Source organism: Streptomyces sp. NPDC059695, assembly GCF_042733785.1.
Taxonomy (GTDB): Bacteria; Actinomycetota; Actinomycetes; order Streptomycetales; family Streptomycetaceae; genus Streptomyces.
The window spans coordinates 226,384-246,079 of the sequence record NZ_JBHWFF010000004.1 but is presented as its reverse complement, the minus strand read 5'-3'; the positions used below and the strand labels follow the sequence as shown (position 1 = coordinate 246,079).

Below are 19,696 nucleotides of genomic sequence, written 5' to 3'. Positions count from 1 at the left end.
AGGCTCAGCCGCCGGGTGTGTTCATGAAGTGGGCATGTGCATGAGTGGTTCGAGGAACGGACTCGGACGACCGTGCCAGAAGATGGCGAGGCTGTCCCGGGACCGGGTGGCCGCGACGAAGAGCAGAGAGCGGGCCCGCTGGAGCTCACGCCGGTAGCGGACGGCATCGTCGCTGCGTAGGCGGTTGACCGCTTCCCGAGGAACGAGTCCGTCCCGCACCCCCGCGATGACCATGCGCTGGTACTCGAGTCCCTTGAAGCGGAACATCGTGCCGATGTGCACGCCTTCGTCTCCCCGAGGACCCTCGGGGCCGATCTCGACGGCCTTGATCCCCTTGTGGGCGAGCAGGGTGTAAGCCAGCTCGCTCGCCATGGCGTTGGTCGGAACGCAGACGGCGATCTGCCCAGGCGGTGTCGGCAGGGCGATCCAGTCTGCGAGGAGCGTGGCGATCGACTCCTGCTCGGCCTCCCAGTCGTCGCAACCGTGCAACTGCGGAAGGCTTCCGGTCAGGACGGACCTGTACCCTGCCAGGTCCTCGGTGCTGCCGTCCAGGTTGTCGAAACTCTCGCCGCTGAGCACGCCGAGTGCGGACCCAAGGATCTGTCGTGTCGTCCGGTAGCTCAACGTCAGCTTGGCCGAGCGCCCGCGGATGTGGACGCCGAGGCTTCCCAGCGTGACCTGGTTGCCGTAGATGCGCTGGTGGGTGTCGCCCACGAGGAAGATGTCGTTGGCGGCACGCGGCACCATCGCCCGTAGCAGCTTCCAGTGCGCGGCCCGCAGGTCCTGTGCCTCGTCGACGACGATGTGCTGGAAGCGGTGCCGCAGCCATCCGGTGGACCCCGCCTGAAGATGAATGTTGTCGAGACCACCCGCCTCCTCGCGCTGACGCTCGACGGCCTGGATCCGCTGCTCGCGGTCCATCTCCAGCCGCGCCGCGCGCTCGGCGACCTGTTCCCAGGTCTGCCGCCCGAGACGGTCGAGTCGCTGGGTGAACCGCTCCGCGAGCTGCCAGATCTCGGCGCGCTCGGCCCGTGCGATGTTCTTGCCCCGGCCGGCTCGGCGCGCACGGAAGTACTCGGTCCGGGAGACGACGGCCTGGCCCAGGATGACCTGCGACCACTCGTCATGCAGGAACTGGGCGTCCCACCCGGTTTCACCCAGCTCGTCGAGCATGGCACGCCACTCACGGAGAGCCTGGCTCTCGTCGAGCGTCTGCTTGGCGCTTCCGGGCTCGGCCTCGCGTACGACGCGCAGGGCGAGCTGATCGACGTGGCTGATCTCCACGCGTGCCAACAGCTCCTCGCCACCCAGCTGGAGGAGACGGGACCTCAGATCGGCGGCAAGGTTCTTGTTGTACGTGGTGAGGAGGACGGGCTTGTTGCGGCCAGGGGGCAGCCGGTCCACCAGGTGCTTGACCCGGTGCAGGGCCACGATGGTCTTGCCTGTGCCCGGTCCGCCCCCCACTCGGGCGGGACCCGAGTACTCGCGTTCGACGAGCCGGGACTGGGTCGGGTGGAGGAATACCTTCCACCGACCGAAGTCGCCGCCCTCCAGGGCTTCTCGTAGCGCCTCGTCCGTCGTCGTGACCATGGTGGCGGGCCGCTCGGCGGCGGCCCGGAAGTCGTCGGTGTCGACGGGCTCCGGAGCGGAGACGGGACTGGTGATCTGCTCCAGCACCGCGTCGTACGACGCACCGTCGTGGAGCGCGAGCAGGACTTCCGAGGTGAGCTGAGGGGCGTACTCCGCCAGGCCGAGAAGCTGATCCTCGGTGGTCAGAGTCCGGACGACCGGCACGAGCGGTCCCGCAACGCCGAGGTCGGTGAGCTGCTCGTCGGAGAACGCGGCGAACAGCGGGACGGGGGTGGGCGCGGGCGCCGGGGCAGGATCGGTGGGGACGATGGCGGGCCCGGGAGTCGCCGCTCGGCGAAGGACGCTCTCTTCGACGATCTGGAGGTCGACGTACTCGATGCCGCCGGTGATCCTGTTGATGCCGTATGAGAGCCGGTCGAGCTTCTCGTAGGCCTCCTTGCGGTGCTTGACGGAGACGATCAGCCAGTCGGTGTCCGCCAGGCGCAGCAGCAGGACCCGGTACTCGTCGTTGATACGGGCCGACCAGAGCCGGTCGTGGCCCTCCAGCTGCTTCAGCCGCAGGCCCCGGAGATGCGGGTTCTCCTTGAACTTGTGCTGGAAGTCGTAGATCGCGCCCTTGACCGCACGCGGCAGCCTCAGGATCTCCTTGTCCGCCTTGTCGAGCAGACGCAGGGTCACGCCTGTGGTCGTCATCGCTGCTGATCTCCGTCGTTCGTGTCCGTGTCTGCGCCCTCCGCCGTGGCAAGGAGGTCCTTGATGTCTTGGGGGGTGCAGGTGGTGGCTGTGCGGATCCGCCAGCCCGCCGAGGTGAAGGCCTTGTCCCGGTCCTCCGCATCGTGGTCCCGTTCTCCGTCGACCGGGCGGGGGGCCGTCACGACAGCGATCCGGGCGGCGGGCCAGGCGAGTTCGGCCATCCAGCCGTGCTCGTCCAACTCGTAGCCGGCTTCCGGCGGCACCACGCCAAGAGCGCGGAGCCCCTGGCTGAGGGGGAGCAGGCCGGGTTCATCGGGGTCGAGGAACTCCAGTACCTGCTCCCAGCCGGTGTCATGTGCCGTGTCGGAGGGCTGGGCTAGCCGAGGCGTGGCGATGACCGGGGCAGGCGTTTCTGCGAGGCCTGCGGCGGGGCTCGCCGTAACGGCGGCCTGCTGCTCGACCCGCTGTGATTCGAGCCAGCCCGACCCCCCGGTGACGGCGAGGCCGTCGGCGGTGAAGCCTTCCAGCAGGCTGGTCGTCAACTGGACGCTGTCACCGCCACCGTGCTCCAGGAACTGCAGCACATTGCTCCAGTAGAGCCAGCCCTGCCATCGTCGCTTGTGCGCGGCCTCGTCCGAGAGAGCCTGGTCGCTGTCGTCGAGCAGGGTCAGCGCGGTCCACACCGGCGGCCGGTGCCGACCGTCCGCGGCAGCGGTGACCAAGCATCCTGCGGCGTCGACTGCGGAGAGCAGCTGCACCGGTCCCTTGGGCCCCTGCGGGGCGCCGCCCCGAAGCGCTGTGAGGAGTTGTTCGCCGACCGCTTGAGGATGCAGTGCGGCGATCCGGGCTCCGGCGCCCAGTAGCCCCGCTACGGCGGCCTCGGCGCGCTGTTGCCACAAGGAAGCGTCCGGGGTGCGCAGATGAGCGATCAGAAGGTCTGCCGGATTCACCCAGAGGTTCGCGGACAGCTCGCCGGGCAGGCCGTCGTGCACGCCCGCGTAGTAGTCGCGGGCACGCTTCTGTCCCTGCTCGCCGTACGGCACCCAGACCGGTTGCTCCGGCCCCGTGCTCGCGTAGCCCGTGTCACGGACCCGGGTCCGCCAGTCCTTCACGTCGTAGTAGGTGAGTTGGAAGACCCGCACTCCGTCGGCGCGCAGCCGGGTGCGCTTGGTGGCGTCGTCGGCCAACCTGTCCTTGTGCTTGGGCCCGGCATGGAACTCGTATCCGTCGAGGTAGAGCGCGATCCGCGGACCGGGTGCGTCGGTGCGTTCGAAGAGGACGTCAGGTCGGGTGCCGTCGAGGACCCGCTGCTGGGAGACGCGCCAGCTGACGGTGGCTCCGTCGACGCCGGTCAGTCGCAGGTCCAGCGAGTACGTTCCGGCCGTGGTCGTGTATGCGTCCGCGCTGGCCTTGGCCGAGGGCTGCTTCGCCCATTCGCCCAAGGTCTCCAGGAACATGACCTCGAGATCGCTCTCGGCCTGCCGCTCCAGCGGGATCTGGTGGGTGGCCGCCACCGGTGAGGTGGCCCAGTCGCCGCCGTCGGCTCCCAGCAGCTCGTCGAACATCTGCCGGACCTCGTTGCGGCTGACCTTGTCGTAGTCGCCGGCCGGTACGCGGCGCAGCAGGCAGCGGTGGCAGCCGTCGAGGCCCTTCTCGATGCACGGGCAGCTGTCGATCACCTCGCGGGCCCTCAGAAGCACTTCGCGAAAGCCGTCGGAGGTGGCGAGCCGGTGCAGGTAGCCGGTGCCGCCCGGCAGACGGTCGTACACGACGAGGAAGCGGCGAGGCCATTCCGGGTCGCTGCCGTCGGGCATGGACGCGGCAGTGATGTCGATGTGGTCCGGGTCGCCGCCGTAGCGTGCGGCGATGCCCACGAACAGGGCGGCGGTGAAGGACGCGAGGCGTTCCTTGACACGGGCGACCGACGCGGGCAGCAGGATGCGGACGGCCTCGGTGGTGAGTTCGTGGGCCAGGAGCAGGGGGACGTCCTCCCCCTTCCCCTGGCCTTCCGGGGTGCTCGTACGGACCTTGCGGCGCGGGCACCACAGCTGGTGGTGAGCGCTGGCCCTGGTCGCCGCGGCGAGGGATTCGGTGAGTGCGTCCTGGTGGTGGTCCACGACCGGGCGTCCCTCTGAGGTGGCGCCGCCGCAGCTCGTGCAGACGTAGAACGGGTTGATCCGTACGTCGGCCCCGGCGAGGGGCACGGTGCTGCTGCCGTCCTGGCGGTCGAGGCCCAGGTTCAGCGTGCGCACCACCGCCTGACGGGTGAAGTCGACGCCGAAGACGGCGGTGTCGTGGCGCCAGGAGCCCATGGCCAGGTGCACCGGGTCGATGTCCACGGTCGTGAGGCCGGCGTACCTCTTGCTGTCGCGCTCGTCCTTGTCGTCGCGGACCCGGGCGTCGTCCCGCTTGTCGCGTGACATGACCCGCTTCGGTTCGAGAACGCGCTGGACACAGCCGGCGTCGGCGATCTCCCGGCCGCCGCACCGGGGGCAGGGCGAGGCATCGGCCTGGGCGTTCTCCGTACGGACGTAGCCGCAGGCGGGGCACAGCCGCCACACCGACCAGGCACGACGCTCCGGACTGCCGATGTCCAGGGCCCGGACGACGTGCTTGTAGCCGTTGACGTAGAAGCTGTTTCCGGGCGCCAGCTCGGACAGCGCGGACCGGCGTGAGCGTTCGTAGTCCCGGACCTCGCTGTGGTAGGTCCTCTTGGACCCGTCGGTTTCGGGCTGCTCGGTCCAGTAGAGGCTGGCCTCCAGCTGCGTGGTGGTGTCCGAGAGGGTGTAGTTGGGCAGGAGACCGAGCTCGACGAGAGCCCCGTGGGCACTGGTCTGGTTCAGGTCGCGCAGCAGGTTGCCCGTCGCGTAGCGCTCGGCGCGCAACTCGCGCCATTCGCGTTCCTGCTCGGGGTCACTGCGTACGAGCTGGTCCATCGCGGTGTCGATGGCGTGGATCCGGCGCCGGAGTTCCTCACCGCGGCCGGTCCATTCCTCCTCGGCCTCCTGGAGTGCGCGCACGATGCCACCGCACGCGTACGTGCGCAGCTCCTCGGCGGCCTGCTCGGAGACCCCGGTGTCCAGCCGGCCGGGGAGGGAGGGGAAGAGGTCCAGGAACGATTCGACGAGCACGGCGCCATGGGCGAGGGCCGCGTCCGCGAGCTCCTGGCACCAGGCCGTACTGCCGAACAGCGCCGACACCAGGCGCGGCGCGGGCTGCAGCGGCTCACCGTCGCTCGTCGTGAGCCGGCCCCGGGCCGCGAGGTCCAGAAGGTGTGCCGTGTACTGGCGGCGCAGGATCTCCACCGCGGAGAGGTAGCAGCCGGGCGGCACGATGTCCCCGGCGATCATCTCCCTTGGCGCGTCCAGGTAGTACAGGTCGCGGGCCCGACGGCCGCCGAAGGCCACCACCAGGGCGTTGCCCGTCTTGCGGCCCGCGCGGCCCGCTCGCTGCACGTAGTTGGCAGGGCCCTTCGGAAGCGATCCCAGCAGGACCGCGGACAGGTCTCCGATGTCGATGCCGAGCTCCAGAGTCGGAGTGCACGACAGCACGTTCGGGTCGGTGTAGTGGGTGCCGTCGCGGAAGGCCCGCTCCACGCGCTCCCGCTGGGGCCGGGTGAGCATGCCGGTGTGCTCGGCCGTGACCACCCGGAACGTGCCACCCGTCCGGTACAGATGCCGGTAGTAGTCGTCACGGTAGTCGCGCGGCCGGGGGCCGCCGAAGCTGGTGGAACCGGAGGACAGCACCGTGGCCTGACCCGGTTGCGGTGCGGTGATCTGCCCGCGGCACCGGTACCGGGGACAGGGATGGCCGTACCAGCGGGTCCGCCGGGAGGGATGGACCACCTGCTGCCAGCCGCACGCCTCACAGGTGACGAAGGCCTTGTTGACGATGTCGTCCTCGAGCAGCCGCACCTCAATGTGGCCGGGCTGTAGGCCGTAGACCTTCGTCGTCCGGTCCTGTGCCGTCCGTACCGCGAGCAGCCCCTCGTCGACGAGGACGGGCAGCAGCCTGCGGAGGTACTCGGCCGCCCCGGGGGCATCGAGGCCCAGGCACCGGCGTGCCCAGTCCTGGTACCAGCCGGCGCGAGCCGTCGTCGAGTCGAAGTCGGACCTGCCCTTGTCACCGTCGAGCAGGAAGCGCGGCGCAGCGACGCTGTCGGGGAACGCCGGCATGCCGTCGGGCCGGCCGCCCCAGATCTTGAACCGGGTCACCCCGGCGTCCTTCATCCACGGCTCCAGCCACCGGTGTCGGACCCCACCGCGAACCCGGACCCGCTCCAGCAGTCCGCGGACGAAGGCGAGGTAGCGCTCGGCCGTCGGCAGTCCGGTGCCGAGCAGCTGGCCGGGCAGGGCCATGTGCAGGTCGCGGGCGAGCACGGTGATCCGGTGCTGGTCCACGATGACGACCTCGGCGGCCGCCGTCCGGGTCAGCTCCAGGGTGCGGCCCTGCCGGGAACGGAGCCCGAACTCCATGACGGTGGCGAAGGCGAGCCGCTCTCCGATGAGCTTCCAGGTCCGCAGGTCGCCCGTGCCCCGCCCGGAGAGCAGCCGGTCCACCCCCGGCTCGTCGTACAGATCGGGCGGGACGACGGCCGCGAGAGCCTGCGGATCCTCGACGGAGTCGAGCACGTTACCGATCAGGTCGTTGAGAGCCGACGGCTTGCCGGACTCGTCCAGGTTGCGCGCCAGGAGCGAGCGCAGCGAGAACGTGAACGACCGGTTCGCCACGTAGCCCGCGCGGTGGGCGGCGTCCTGGGTCGAGTCGTTGAACAGGAGGGTCTTGCGCTCCTCCACTTCGAGCGCGACCTCCTGACCGGTGAACAACTGGGTCACCGTCGCGGCCGCCAGGGCGGCCGGCCGAGTGCCGAGGAAGCGCATCGCATTGTCGGTGTCGCAGGCGGGGCAGCGCTGATCGACGGCGGCCCGGTCGGCGGTCTTCTTCTCGGTGATCGCCAGGACGAAGCTGGCGTCCTGGAGGTTCCCGGCGTCCTGGGCGACCGGAAGCCGGAACGTACCCTGAGCACCGTCCAGGATCAGCGCCGGCGACTGTCCACCCCCCGTCGCGGGCCGGGACTGGCTGACCGCCGCCAGCGTGTCCTCCTGCTCCGCGGCCGTGGCGGCGATGAAGTAGCGGACCCGCCGCTTCTCCCGCCCCACGCTGGCGCGCCAGATCTTGTCGTGGGCCATCACCAGCTGCTGGGGATCAGCCTCCGGGGAGACGGCCGCCCAGCCGGAGCGGCCGCAGTTGCGGCAGTACACGGCGGGCAGCCTTATGCTCGCCTGTCGCACGGCGGTGTCCGCACCGATCGCCGACTGCGCGCGATGAGAACGCGCCACGTGCCCGATCTGACCTGCTTCGGGCTCTTCGTCGCCCTCAGGGGGCGTCGCGGGCAGGGCAGAGCGCCGAGCGCGATCGTCCTCGTACCAGTGGAACTCGGGCTTGCCGGGGCCGACTCCGCGCACGATCCGGCCCACCGGCCGGACCCACAGGTGGGTCTCCACATGAAGCAGGGGCCGCGGGTGGCGCTCGTCCGACTCCGGATCGCGGGCGGCCGACAGCAGGGCGACGAACCGCGCGAGCGCGGCGAGAGCGAGGCGGGGATTCTCCCGGGCGGTCCGGCCCCAGGCGTATCCGAACCGGCCGAGGCGGTCGCGGAGCTCCCATTCGCTCAGCGGGTCCCCGTCGAGAAGGGACAGCACCCCCTGAGTGAAGTCGTGCTGCTTGAGCAGCCGTCCGATCTCGAAAGCGGACAGGCCCTGCTGTCCCAGCATCCGTGCCGCCAGGGCGTTGAGATCGAGCGTGTCCGGACGCGACACCACATCGGGGCCGCCCGAGCAGGCGATGACCTCCTCGGGCGAAGGCGGTTCGGGCAGCCCGTAGTTCACCGGTCCGGTGAACTGCTCGGGCGTCATCCGTTCCTCGCCCACCAGCGCGTCAGAGGAGAACGGCATCCCGAAGACCTGCGCCGCCACCTCCAGGATGGAGCCGGGGCCGGCCCCGGGGCCGGACTCACCGAGGGTCGCCGAGGTCGCCACCGGGCAGATCGAACCGAGGGGACGCCCGGGCTCGCTCTGACCCGTGGTCATCGCCAGGCGGCGCAGCAGCATGGCGACGTCCGTGCCCTGCGCCCCGTCGTAGGTGTGGAACTCGTCGAGCACCACGTACTGGATCCTGGAGTCCTGCCACAGCGCGCGGTCCTCGGTCCGCTGGAGCAGCAGATCGAGCATCTTGTAGTTCGTGATGAGCAGGTCGGGCGGCGACTGCCGCATCTCCTCGCGCCGCGTCATCACCCGGCGGAAGTCGGTGTCCGGCCGGTCGCCGATGTAGAGCCCCGCCGTCACCTGGGCCAGGTCCGGCTGCGCGAGGTAGTCGCCGATGCGGCTTGCCTGGTCAGTGGCGAGCGCGTTCATCGGATAGAGCAGCACGGCCTTGACCCCGCGCCGGCCGAGGGCCTTCTCCCGGCGGCAGTGGTCGAGGACGGGGATGAGGAACGACTCGGTCTTCCCGGAACCCGTCCCCGTCGTGACCAGCGTAGGCAGGGCGGGCCCGTGGAGCGTGCTCAGCCGCTCGTACGCCTTCGCCTGATGCCGGTACGGGGTGAAGCCCGGGTTCCACTCCAGGTGCTTCTCCCAGCCGGCGCCGGCCTTGTGGAAGGGGGTCCTGATCCGCAGATAGGGACCGCGGAACATTCCCGTCTCGGGATGCTCGAGGAACCGCTCCAGCGCCCGTCGGGTGTCCTCGTCGGTGAGCGCGTACGTCGTCGTGAGGTACTGGGTGAGACTGCCCCGCAGCTGCGCGGCGGCCAGCGTGGGCCTCACGACGTTCTCCTTCGCTTCGTACCAGGTCGGTGAGCTGCGTCAACGGTATACGGAGCTGCCGACATCGCTCCTGGCAATGACTGATCGCGAATGATTCAGGCCAGCGACAGGCCGGTGCCTGGCCATGGCCGCCCAATGCACCGTTCGGCGGCGGCCGACTCACGTACAGTCACCGGACCTTTGGGGCGATGGTGGGGGAGCGGTGCACATGACCGGGGCGGGACGTCCTTATCCTGTCGATGAGCTTCTGACGGCGGTGCGCGCCGAGATCCTCGCCGAACTCCGGAACGACGCCGAAGGCGCAGTGAAGGTCGACCTCTCCAAGGGGCGCCTTCTCTCGCACTCCGGAGGGATGCGCGAGTACCTCTTCGAGTGCCGCACATGGCACGACAGCCTGGACGGTGCTCCCGTCCTCGCCCGGCCGTCCCGTTCCCGGAAGGCGTGGGACCCGGCTGAGGCCTCCCGCGCTCCGGACGGGACCGTACGGCTCGTGACGAAAGCCGACCTCGGGGCTTCGCTTCAGAACATCCAGATCCGGAAGGACGACTCCGCCAACTGGGCCGCGCTGGCCGAGCGCCTGGAGACGGCCGGCAGCCAGGACAGCCCTGTCGACGCGGACCACGCGGGCTGGCTGGTCGGCCGGGGTACCCCGCGCACCGGCCGTGCCGAGAACCCGGGACAGTGGGTGGCGAACTGGGCCGGGCTCCAGCTGAACCCGCGTCAGCGTGACGCCGTCGCGCAGGCCCTCGCCAGTGAGGTGTTGTTCCTGTGGGGGCCGCCCGGGACCGGGAAGACGGATGTCGTCGGCCACATCGTCGAGGGCAGTTTCCGCCAGGGACTCAAGGTCCTCTTCCTGGCCCCCACGAACGTCGCGGTGGACCAGGCCCTTGAGCGGATGTGCTCCCTGCTGGAGCACGAGGAGGGCTTCGCCGAGGGCATCGTCCAGCGGGCCGGGACCATCGTCCTGCCGTCGCTGCGCAGCCGCTATGGGGACCAGGTCGACCCGGCCCGGATTGCCGCCCTGCTCGTGGAGAGCATCGACCGGCAGATCAGCACGGCGGCCGACCAGCTCAAGGGGGCGAGGGCGGCGCTGGCCCTGCACGACCGTGTCCGGGACCTGGAGTCGGACCTGGCCACCGGCACGAAGGAGATGGCCGAGGCCGGCCGTGACCACGCCACCGCGGCTCGGACGGTGGCGGCCGCGGACACCCTGGCAGCGCAGCTGCGGCTGAAGATGGACAAAGTGGGGCCACCGACCGGATTCCTCGCGGAGCGCAGAGCGGCGAAACTGCGCGAGCTCCGGTCCGACCTGGCGCACGAGGAGGACGAGGCGACGCGGGCCAGGGAGGACGTCGCGCGCGCGGCCCGTCGCCACACGGCGGGCGAGAAGCAGGCGGCCGAGGCCCGCCGAGCCCTCCCCGCGGCCCAGGCCGCCGTCGTAGGGATTCCGCCCAGACCGACCGTCGCCGAGTCCGCCGCCTCGCTTCAGGAGCGACTTGACGAACTCGGGCGGAAACGCAAGCAGATCCAGGACGAGGTTCGCTCCCACTGCCGGGTGCTCGGAGCGACCGTGGCCAAGGCAGTGCAGTCGAGGAAGCTGCTCGACGAGGTCGATGTCGTGGTGATCGACGAGGCCGGGATGGTCAACCTGCCCTCGGCATGGTTCGCCGCCGGTCTCGCCCGCAAGCGGGTGATCGTGGCGGGCGACTTCCGGCAGCTGCCCGCCGTGACCAAGGGCGACGGCGACCGGGAGGCGAGCGAGGAGGAGCGGGCTCACTCCCGCGAGTGGACGGCGCGGGACGCCTTCCACGCCGCCGGTCTGGTCGACCCTTCAGGTCGGGTACGCCAGGACCCTCGCCTGGTGGCGCTCGACACCCAGTACCGGATGCGGGAGCCGATCTGCGCGGTGGTCAACGAGGTGGCATACCTCGACGCGCCGCTCAAGACCGGGCGCGGCGACACCAGCCGCCTACCGTTCGCACCGCTCATCGACTCGCCGGTGATCCTGATCGACACCTCCGGCCGCCGGATCGCCGGAGGCGGCCGCAAGCCCCACATGACGAACGCCGTGCACGCCGCCGTCATCCACGAACTGGTCCGCGGGCTCCAGTACGAGGGAATCCTGCCCGGCCGCAAGTGGCAGAGGGTTCCCGAGGGGGAACGTGCGACCGACCGACTCGCCGTCATCTCCCCGTACCGCGAACAGGTCAAGGCCCTCAAGAGCAGCCTGGCCCACCGGTTCGGGGAGGACTACGACGGCCTGGTTGACACCGTCCACCGGTTCCAGGGCAGCCAGCGCCCCGTCGTGCTCCTCGATACGGTGGCGGGCGCAGGAAAGGACCCAGGCTTCTTCTACAGCGGCACGGGACTGTCCTCGCAGACCTGCCGCCTCCTGAACGTCGCCCTCAGCCGGGCCCAGGACCACCTGGTCGTCGTGGCGGACGTCGCCTTCCTCCGCAAGCACCTGGCCCCGCACAGCGAGGCACTGGCGATGGTCGATCACCTGGAGGCACACGCGCAGACCATCTCCGCCGACCAGCTGATCCCGATCCGCGACGCGGATCAGCTGGCCACCCTTTCGGAGGAGGAGCTGGCGCGGCCGGCCTTCTTCGAGCACAGCGAGGTCCTGGAGGCAGTGGCGTGGGACGTGGAGCGGGCGCAGCGCGGCATCGAGCTGTATTCGGCGTTCATGGACCCGTCTCCGGTCCGCTGGTGGGCCGGGATGCTCGCGCCCAAGGTGGCTGCCGGGCTCCGGGTCACGGTCTTCACCCGCCCGCCGGAGGAGCAGCAGGAACCCACCCGCGTGGCGCGGCACCGGGAGCTCGTCGGGCAGCTGGAGGCCGTCGGCTGCCGGGTCGAGTTCCGTGACCGCATGCACGAGAAGGTCCTCATCCTGGACGGTTCGGTCCTGTGGCACGGCTCGAAGAACCTGCTCGCGAACATCGGGCCGACGGACCTGATGATGCGCTACACCGACCCCGCCTCCTGCGACCGCGTACGGCGGCTGATGGAGCGCACGCGCATGGAACGTCCGGCGCGCGCACCATGGCGTCCTGCCGAGGAGACCGCACCGGTGCCCCAGGTACCTGCCCCGCGAGCCGAGGCGCCGGCCGGCAAGGTGTACCCGGGGCTGATTCGGGACGGTCGCCTGTATCTCAAAGTCCCGTACGCGGAGAAGGACGAGGCGAAGAGCCTGCTGAGGGCCAGGTGGGACAAGGAAGCGGGGCACTGGTGGGTTGATGCGTCCCGGGTCAGCCGGGAACAGGCCGCGCGCTGGCTGCCGTAGTCGCCGCTACCGGGCGCTACGCGGTACCCCGGCCGTCAGGCGCTTCCGGCCGATGTAGCCGATGCGTACGCGGCCCTCCTCGGTGACCACCCGCAGATGGATGCGTCCGGGCCTCGGCCGGAACCGGGTGTGGAGGCTGAACAGCCGCTTGGTCCCGTCGGTGTCGGTGAAGTTGCACAGTCCGAGGTTGATCCGGGTGTCGCTCTCGGGGACCACCTTGATCGGCCAGGCTGGTTCCGAATCCCCGGGCTTCCAGGCCTCGGCCGCTGTGTTGAGTGCGAGCAGCGCCGCCCGGACCGAGGGCACGGAGACACCTGGGAGGTTCCTCAGGTCGTCCTCCACCCCCGGGGTGAACTGGAGCGAGGCGAAGAGGCTTTCGCGTTCCTCCCAAAGCTGCGCGCCGGAGGTGACGGCGTTCGCCGTGCTCTCGCGTATCCAGTCGGCGTGTTCCGCCACGTGCTCGGGTGTCGAGGCGTGCCGGACCTCCGCGTTGTCTTCCTGGACCTCGTCATCGTCGACGAGGACGTACTCGACACGCAGCCAGGAGGCCTCCCAAGGCCGGGCGGTGGGCAGACTGACGGCCATCGTCTCCATGAGGTGGGCGGCGGCGAGCCCGAGAACGGGGACGCCGTCGTGGCGGTACTCGGCCTCCTGGTCCTCGGGAGGAGCCGGCAGCACCGTGGAGTGAGGGGACTTGCGGTTGAGTAACCGCATGAACCGCCAGTGATCTCGGTTCTGGCTCTCGTTCCGCCACTGGGCGAGGTAGTAGCCGGGAGCGATCTCCAGGTCCTCCAGCCGGACCTCACTGACGAGACTCACCCCGCTGTCCACCCGCCTGACCGCCTGGCAGACCTTGACGAAATCGCGCATGGCTTGCCCGGCCTCGTCCTGCGAGCAGTCGGAGACGCAGGACTTCTCGTTGAAGAACATGAGCACCATGAAGCGCCCCCCTTGTGGCTTCCGGAACTGACGAGCGGGCGGTCAGCCCAGCAGCTGGTCGAGCGTGTTCTCCGACTCGTCGAAGAAGCCCTCCGGCCATTCGGAGAGCGATCCGTCCTCGGCGACCGTCGGAGTGATGATCTCCACGCCGGCCCCGTTGCCCCGGAAGAAGTGCACCGCGGTGTCCGCGGCCGCAAGCCGTCCCTGCTTGACGGCCAGCCGGGTCCCGTCGAGCACGTGGTCGCTGTGGGTCTCGACGACGAGCTGGGCGCCGGCGGACGCCGCGGCGGCGATGAGGGACGCCATACGGGACTGGCCGCGCGGGTGGAGATGGGCCTCGGGGTTCTCAAGAAGGATGAGGCTGCCGGGCCCGGCGGTGAGACACGCCACGACGATGGGAAGGGCGTATGTGAGGCCGAAGCCGACGTTCGTCGGGCGTCGGCGTCGGGTGGAGTTCAGGCCTGCGGTGCCGCCGAATCCGTAGCTGAGGCGCACGGAGTCGATCCCGGGAATCTCCGAGGCTTCGAGGTTGACCCCGGGGCAGAGCTCCTGCATCCACGCGACGACCTGGTCGAGCAGGGTGTGCCCGCCGGCCTCCGGGTGTCGCAGCGGGTGGCCGTCCGACACGACGTCCTGCGCGTGATGCCGCAAGAAGTTGACGGCGTGCTCGCCACGCGATCCGAGGAAACCGCGGCCGATCGCCTGGTGGTGCGAGCGGGGGTAGGTGGTGGCAGGCGTGATCCGGTCGGCCTTGAGGTACTGGAAGCGCCGGGAGAAGAGGGGGACATTGCCCCAGTCGTCGGGGTGGCGGGAGAGAACGAGCGGCAGTACATCCTGCTCGGCCTCGTACCGGGCGGACCAGATGTACGTCTCCTTGTCGGCGTTCTCGCACGCGACGGAGATCAGCGGGTTCGGGCCCGGCCCCTCGGTGGTGAAGTCCTCGTGCAGGAGGTCCTGGCCGGTTCCCAGCTCCACGAGGTCCCCGTCGAGAAGGAAGCCGCCACCGCTGTCGGTGTCCCCGTCGGTGGACATGAGGATGCCCGAGTCGTACGACTGGCGCAGCAGCGCCAGGGACTGCAGGACCGTGCTCTTGCCCGAGGAGTTGAGGCCGGTGAGGAGGGTGACCGGGGCGAGCCTGATACGGGCGGTCCGGAAGGCCTTGAAGTTGGCCAGTGACAAGTGCGCGATCACTGCGTGCTGCCCCCGCTGTTCTCCAGGACGGTGCGGAAGAGTTCGCGCACCTTGGCGAAGCGGTCGACCACCTTGCCCCGGTCGCCGGTTCCCACGGACACGGCCCGCTCGAAGTTCCGGTCGGTCATGAGTTGTTGGAAGCCCTCGACCACGTCTTCACGGCACGCTACCAAGGCAGACTGTTCGCGGTCCGAGAGAGCGGCCAGATTCACGGAAACCGTCTCGAAGATGGCCTTGTTGACCGGCGAGCGCCGGGTCTGGCCAGGGAACTGCTTACGGAAGGCATGACCTTCGAAGATCTTCTCGGCCGTGACCATGGCCCGCCGGAAGTCGTGGGCATGATCGTCCCGTTCGTCATCGGTGAGCCGGTTGACCTGGCGCATCGTGAGAGCGAGGAACTGGTCGAAGTCCTGGCTTCTGAACAGGTTGGGATCGGTGAGCCGGAAGGCGAGATAGCGCAGCACCATTTCGCGGTCCGCCATCCGTTCGCTGTAGACGCCGTAGCTGGTGGCCGAGGCGAACTCCGGCGATTCGGCGAGCGAGGACAGAAGCTTACGGGCCGGGCCCGGGACGAGGGCGTGCCTGATCTCCTGGCGGGTCAGCGGGAGGCCGCCGGTGTTGATGCGCGCGAAGATGTTGAACTTGACTTCTTCCGGAGTCCCCGGACGGATGAGGTGGACGACGACCTGGCTCTCGTTGAGACGGATCTGCATGCGCCCCGACAGATCCGCGTACCCCTTGCCCTCGAAGTCGTCCTTGAGGTACTCCAGGCCGCGCAACCTGAGAGGCCCCGAATCTATCCCCGCCTCTGCCAGAGCTTCGGGCGCGATGAACCGCGCGATGGCGGTGAGGCGCTGGATGCCGTCGACGATCGCCCAGGAACTGTCCTGGGCCCATGAGCTGTCGGTGAGTTCGGAGGCGTAGAAGGAAGGAATGGGGATGCGCAGAAGCAGGGACTCGATCAGCCGGCTCTGCTGCTCGTCCGACCAGATGCCCGCCTTGCGCTGGAAATCCGGGGCGAGATCGATCATCCCGTTGACCAGCCGGGAGATCAGCAGGTTGATCGTCGGGTTGAGGGTCTGGATCTCGATCTTGGACGGGTCGTACGGTGCCGTGATCCGGTCGTCCGCGCTCTCCGGCTCCTCGTCGGGCTGCTCCAGCTCGACATCGGTGCTTCGTCCACCCGCCCCGATCTCCACCAGGAAGGCCCCGCTGTCCTCTGGGGACGCGTCGTCCAGATAGCGGCCGTACAAGGACAGCTGGTCCTTCGACTGGGGCGCGCGGTGGCTGCCGCTGTCCTCCGGTGACATGTCTTCGCGTCCGTTCCCTCGTACGAGTGGCTTCCTTCCACCGTGACCGTCACATCGTAGGCCGCTGTACCTTCTGATCCCGGTGAGAGGGGGAGCTGATGCCGGGGATTCGTTACGACCAGCGGGTGCTGGTGCTCGTCGAGGTGCGGGGGGAGCAACGCGACTGGGACGAGGCGGAGCGGTTGTTCGGCCAGCAGGGCTGGCCGGTCGTGACGGCGTTCGCCCGCGGTGAGGGCCCGTCGCGGGGCGTGCTGCGCGGGGCCGCCTCGGCACGGCTGTGCTCCGTCGAGGTCCGGTTCTTCGGCGCCCGCAACCGGCGCACGGAGAGGGCGGCCGCCTGGCGGGTGGAGCGGCTCGCACGGGCGGCCGGTCTGGAGATGTACGCCCGGCGCTGCGAGCTGGTGGACCGGGACCGGGAGCAGCTGACCGGTTGGCGGGCGCACACCGTCGCTCACAGGCCACCCCGAGTACCCCACCCGAGACCGCTGACGTCGGTGGCGAGATTGCGCCGCGCAGCGGTGGTGTCACGTGCGCGCTTCTGGGAGCGAAGCGGCCGGCACGACACCGGCATGGTGGTCACGGGTAGGGCGTCGGAGGCCCGCCGGCTTTCCCGCATGGACCTGCCCGGCGGCTCCGCCCCCGCGGCTGCCATCGACGTACGGCCGGTCTACGGCCGGGAGCGAAGTCACATCGTGCAGCGCCGTGAGGAGGACGGCCGGCGCCGCGTGTACCGGGTCGTGGCCTGGCTGCTCGTCATGACCTTCTGCGCGGTGGTCGCCCGGCAGCAGAGCGGGGTACGGGTATGGGTGTGGGCCGGAGCAGCGACACTGTGTTTCGTCGGAGGCGCCAGGTTGGCCTACGGCATCTTCGCGGCCGGCGGCCGTGTGGCGAGCCTCCTGATGTTCGGTGCGGTGGCCGGCTACTTCCTTGTCGTCTCCATCGGCGCGGACGTGGGGGACGACAGAGGCTGGACCCCGGTGCAGATGTTGTCGATCTTCGCGATCGCGGCGACGGCCGGAGGGATCTGGTTGTTGGTCCGCCAGTGGACGTGGGGTGAGTGGCTCGCATGGGCGGCGCCGCTCGTCTTCACGGCTGTCGTGTCTTTCGTGGTGGCCTCGGGGTCGGTGCTGCACGCGCTGTACGCGGACAGCCTCGGGCTGACGCCGGATGACCTCGACGTCCCCGGGATCTGGCAGGCCGCGTCGGCGGCGAAGCTCTTGAGCCTGCTCGGCTACGCCCTGTTCGTCCCGGCCCTCTGGGGCATCGCGAAGCACGTGCACGCACCGCTCGTCAGCCCCGTCGAGCGGCTGGGCGTCCCGTTGTACGTGCTCACCCAGGTAACGGTGTTGCTGGTGTGCATGTGGGGGGCGCTGGACTCAGCTCGGGGAGCGGTGGACGACTTCCGTACGGCCGCGGTGCGGAAGACGGCGCCACCTTCCTACTTCGGGGTGGAACCGGAGTGGACGTGCGTCGAGCCGACGGTTCCCGCGGCGAGACTCGGCAGCCGGGGTGGTGTTCTGAAGCCCGAGCGACCGTACCTGTCGTTCGGGGAGGCCGGAGGAACGGTGTCGCTCTGGAACGAGCCGGCGGGCACGGCGCTGCAGATGCCCGCCGAGCAGGTACGCCTCGTTCCCGTGGCCGACGGCCGTGTCCGGTGCACCTTCTCGTACGAGCGCGTGCCGAAGGACGATTGACCTCTATCAGCCCAGGGAACCCTGGTCGGGCTCGAAGAACGACATCTGGTCCCGACCAGGGGCTGCCTCGACGTGCCGACGCCCGAGGGAGAGGCTCGCGTCTCGGCCGATGGCGACGGGGTCTCCTCCCCGCGGCGAGTTCCGTGACGGATCTGTCGAGCGGTCGCGGCACCGGGCAGGTCAGTACGCCGCCAGGTAGACCCGCACGCGATCCCCCGAAACCGCGCCGATGTGGATCTCGATGCCTTGGATGTGGCGACGCCTTGAGTCGCCGACGCAGGGCGGACACGCACTTGTCGTCCGCACGCTCTTGAGCTCTTGCGGCGGAGCGAGATCGAGGTGCTTGAATCCCTCCCCACTCAACGACGAGGACGACGGACCTTCCACGGCCAGCGGGTAGTCAGGGTGCAGGTCCTCGGTGATCGCCTCCGCGGTCTGCTCGCTCGTGACGAAGGACAGCAGATAGACGTTCTCCTGCGGCTGGATCCGTACGGCACCCTTCACCTCCGTCGCCCCCTGGGGGATCTGGATCTTCATGAACGCCGCTGCCTCCGGGGCGCCCGCTCCCTTCTCCCAGCTGGGGGAGGGAGCTGTGCGCGTCACGTGGTCCGAGGACGCGGACGTACAGCCGCCAAGTGTCAGCCCTGCGGCGAGAGTGGCCGCCGGGACCAGAAGGAGGACTCTCGCGGTAGGGCAGGGCTTCATCGGTTCTTCTCCTCGCCTCGGGACACGTCGCCCCGGGTGCCTTCGCGCCCTTGGTCCTCTGGAGTGATGGTCGGGGGTGTGGTGCTGTCGAGATCGTGGTGGTGGGCGGAGCTGCCGCCCGTCATGTCGAATTCCTGGCCGAAGCCCACCTTGTGCAGTCGGCCCATGTCGTCGTCTGAGATGTTGATGAGGCCGCCGAGGAAGGGTGTGGACTTGCCGTGGTCCCAGTTGTATCGGTCCCAGACGTTGACCTGGTAGTCGAGTGAGACCTTGGGCGCGCCGCCGTGACTATCCGGGGTGACGGTGACGAACCCGGAGACGTTGTGTGCGTTGGATCCCACCGCGTGGAACCACTCGTCGCTCCCCAGGGTCGTGTGCTTGGTCCTGCTCTCAACCGGGATGACCACGGTCTCGGCACCTCCGGCCTTGTGGAATTCATCCAGTGCCCGTCGGCGCCAGGCGTCTTGGTTGTCGGCGACGTGATCGTTCTCGATCTCCGACCGGAATCCGGGGTCGTCGGCCAGTATCCGGTCCACGTCGAGGTCGAGCGTTTCGCCGGTGCCTCGCAGGTAGTGCAGCATGTTGCGGGAGGCTCCGGTCTCTCCGGCGGCGTCGCCCACCGTCGCCAAACCCAGGGCACGGGCGTGGAACCACAGGTCCTCAGGGGTGGGCTCTTCCCCTTTGAACTGGCCGGATCCGGGGTCGGGGGAGCGCCACTGGTACCGCGGGTCCATGATGCCGGCCGCTCGGAGTTCGTCGCCCTTCTCCTTCAGCAGGATGCCGCGGGTGACCGGGTCGAGGCTCTGCCACCAGGCCGGGACGTCCTTGCGGTCCTTGGGCATGTTGGCGGCTTTGCCGGCCTCCTCCAGGGAGGGGTATGGGCTGACCTGGGGGTTCCGGTTGAAGCCGTTGAAGGTGCCGTCCATGGGGTCGGAGTCGAGGACGGCGGCGTCGAGGGCGAGGCGGATGCCGTCGTCGGCGTCGGTGACCGCCTTGACCGCCTGGACGAGCTTTTCGGCCCACTCGTTCGCCTGGGTACGGGCGGTCTGCTGGAAGTCGGGGTCGTGGACGTAGGCAGTGCGCTCGGTCTGGGTGAGCCGTTCCGTGTCGAAGGCGACCGTGCCCTGGTCGGAGACGCGCATGCCCGCCTTGACCGCCTCGTCACGGATCGCCTTGAGACGGTTGCGGAGGTCGGCGAGCTGGGTGTGCGCGTCACGCAGGATGCGTGCGACCGCCTTCGCCTCCTTCTGCGCTCCTTGGAGTTCCTTGAGCGTGACGGTGAACCTGGCGTTTGCGGCGTTCGCACTCAGCCCGATCCAGGACTCGCCGAGCGAGACGCCGTGGACGTCCTTCTCGTACCGGTCCTCGAGCGTCTTGAACTTGGCGGCCATCTCCTCCCACGTGCCCGCGGCGGCGGTCAGCGTGGACAGGTCGGTGCTCATGGCTTCGTGATAGGTCGGCATGACT

General features: G+C 69.5%; 9 protein-coding genes. 2 read left to right on the top strand and 7 right to left on the bottom strand.

Going from position 1 to position 19,696, the window contains the following annotated elements; genetic code table 11:
* Positions 1-21 precede the first annotated feature (21 nt).
* Together ACFV2S_RS07700 and ACFV2S_RS07695 are read right to left on the bottom strand one after the other, a co-directional pair.
* Positions 22-2,283: a UvrD-helicase domain-containing protein gene (locus ACFV2S_RS07700; protein ID WP_385555203.1), complete on the bottom strand. Its 2,262-nt coding sequence runs from the start codon at positions 2,281-2,283 to the stop codon at positions 22-24.
* Positions 2,280-9,104 (bottom strand): DEAD/DEAH box helicase, encoded by a 6,825-nt coding sequence (locus tag ACFV2S_RS07695; protein WP_385555201.1) that lies wholly within the window; start codon positions 9,102-9,104, stop codon positions 2,280-2,282. Before ACFV2S_RS07695 ends, ACFV2S_RS07700 begins: the two co-directional genes overlap by 4 nt.
* A 256-nt stretch (positions 9,105-9,360) precedes the next feature.
* On the opposite strand from ACFV2S_RS07695, the gene ACFV2S_RS07690 reads away from it, so the two are divergent.
* The gene (locus ACFV2S_RS07690; RefSeq protein ID WP_385555199.1) at positions 9,361-12,390 is read left to right on the top strand and encodes an AAA domain-containing protein; all 3,030 of its coding nucleotides are present in this window, start codon (positions 9,361-9,363) and stop codon (positions 12,388-12,390) included.
* A gap of 6 nt (positions 12,391-12,396) precedes the next feature.
* Here the strand turns inward: ACFV2S_RS07690 and ACFV2S_RS07685 are convergent, their stop codons facing one another.
* The 3 genes from ACFV2S_RS07685 to ACFV2S_RS07675 are packed head-to-tail and all read right to left on the bottom strand — an operon-like array spanning position 12,397 to position 15,830.
* Positions 12,397-13,329 (bottom strand): hypothetical protein, encoded by a 933-nt coding sequence (locus ACFV2S_RS07685; protein ID WP_385555197.1) that lies wholly within the window; start codon positions 13,327-13,329, stop codon positions 12,397-12,399.
* 42 nt (positions 13,330-13,371) lie between these two features.
* Complete coding sequence (locus tag ACFV2S_RS07680) at positions 13,372-14,508, bottom strand: DUF3696 domain-containing protein (RefSeq protein ID WP_385555195.1); 1,137 nt, start codon at positions 14,506-14,508, stop codon at positions 13,372-13,374.
* Between the two features lie 8 nt (positions 14,509-14,516).
* Positions 14,517-15,830, bottom strand: a complete 1,314-nt coding sequence (locus tag ACFV2S_RS07675; protein ID WP_385555194.1) for a DUF262 domain-containing protein — start codon at positions 15,828-15,830, stop codon at positions 14,517-14,519.
* A 98-nt stretch (positions 15,831-15,928) separates the two neighbouring features.
* Between ACFV2S_RS07675 and ACFV2S_RS07670 the strand changes: the two genes are divergently transcribed.
* Complete coding sequence (locus ACFV2S_RS07670) at positions 15,929-17,524, top strand: NnrS multi-domain protein (RefSeq protein WP_385555192.1); 1,596 nt, start codon at positions 15,929-15,931, stop codon at positions 17,522-17,524.
* A gap of 180 nt (positions 17,525-17,704) precedes the next feature.
* Here the strand turns inward: ACFV2S_RS07670 and ACFV2S_RS07665 are convergent, their stop codons facing one another.
* Together ACFV2S_RS07665 and ACFV2S_RS07660 are read right to left on the bottom strand one after the other, a co-directional pair.
* Positions 17,705-18,061, bottom strand: coding sequence for a hypothetical protein (locus ACFV2S_RS07665; protein WP_382863131.1), 357 nt, complete (start codon positions 18,059-18,061; stop codon positions 17,705-17,707).
* 164 nt (positions 18,062-18,225) lie between these two features.
* Positions 18,226-19,671 carry a hypothetical protein gene (locus tag ACFV2S_RS07660; RefSeq protein WP_385555190.1) on the bottom strand — a complete coding sequence of 482 codons (1,446 nt, stop codon included), beginning with the start codon at positions 19,669-19,671 and terminating at the stop codon, positions 18,226-18,228.
* Positions 19,672-19,696: the final 25 nt, after the last annotated feature.

What these genes read in the sequence shown, in the direction of transcription:
- ACFV2S_RS07675 (WP_385555194.1), bottom strand. Translation starts at nt 15,830, where the DNA reads ATGTCACCGGAGGACAGCGGCAGCCACCGCGCGCCCCAGTCGAAGGAC.
- ACFV2S_RS07700 (WP_385555203.1), bottom strand. Translation starts at nt 2,283, where the DNA reads ATGACGACCACAGGCGTGACCCTGCGTCTGCTCGACAAGGCGGACAAG.
- ACFV2S_RS07660 (WP_385555190.1), bottom strand. Translation starts at nt 19,671, where the DNA reads ATGAGCACCGACCTGTCCACGCTGACCGCCGCCGCGGGCACGTGGGAG.
- ACFV2S_RS07665 (WP_382863131.1), bottom strand. Translation starts at nt 18,061, where the DNA reads ATGAAGATCCAGATCCCCCAGGGGGCGACGGAGGTGAAGGGTGCCGTA.
- ACFV2S_RS07685 (WP_385555197.1), bottom strand. Translation starts at nt 13,329, where the DNA reads ATGGTGCTCATGTTCTTCAACGAGAAGTCCTGCGTCTCCGACTGCTCG.
- ACFV2S_RS07670 (WP_385555192.1), top strand. Translation starts at nt 15,929, where the DNA reads ATGCCGGGGATTCGTTACGACCAGCGGGTGCTGGTGCTCGTCGAGGTG.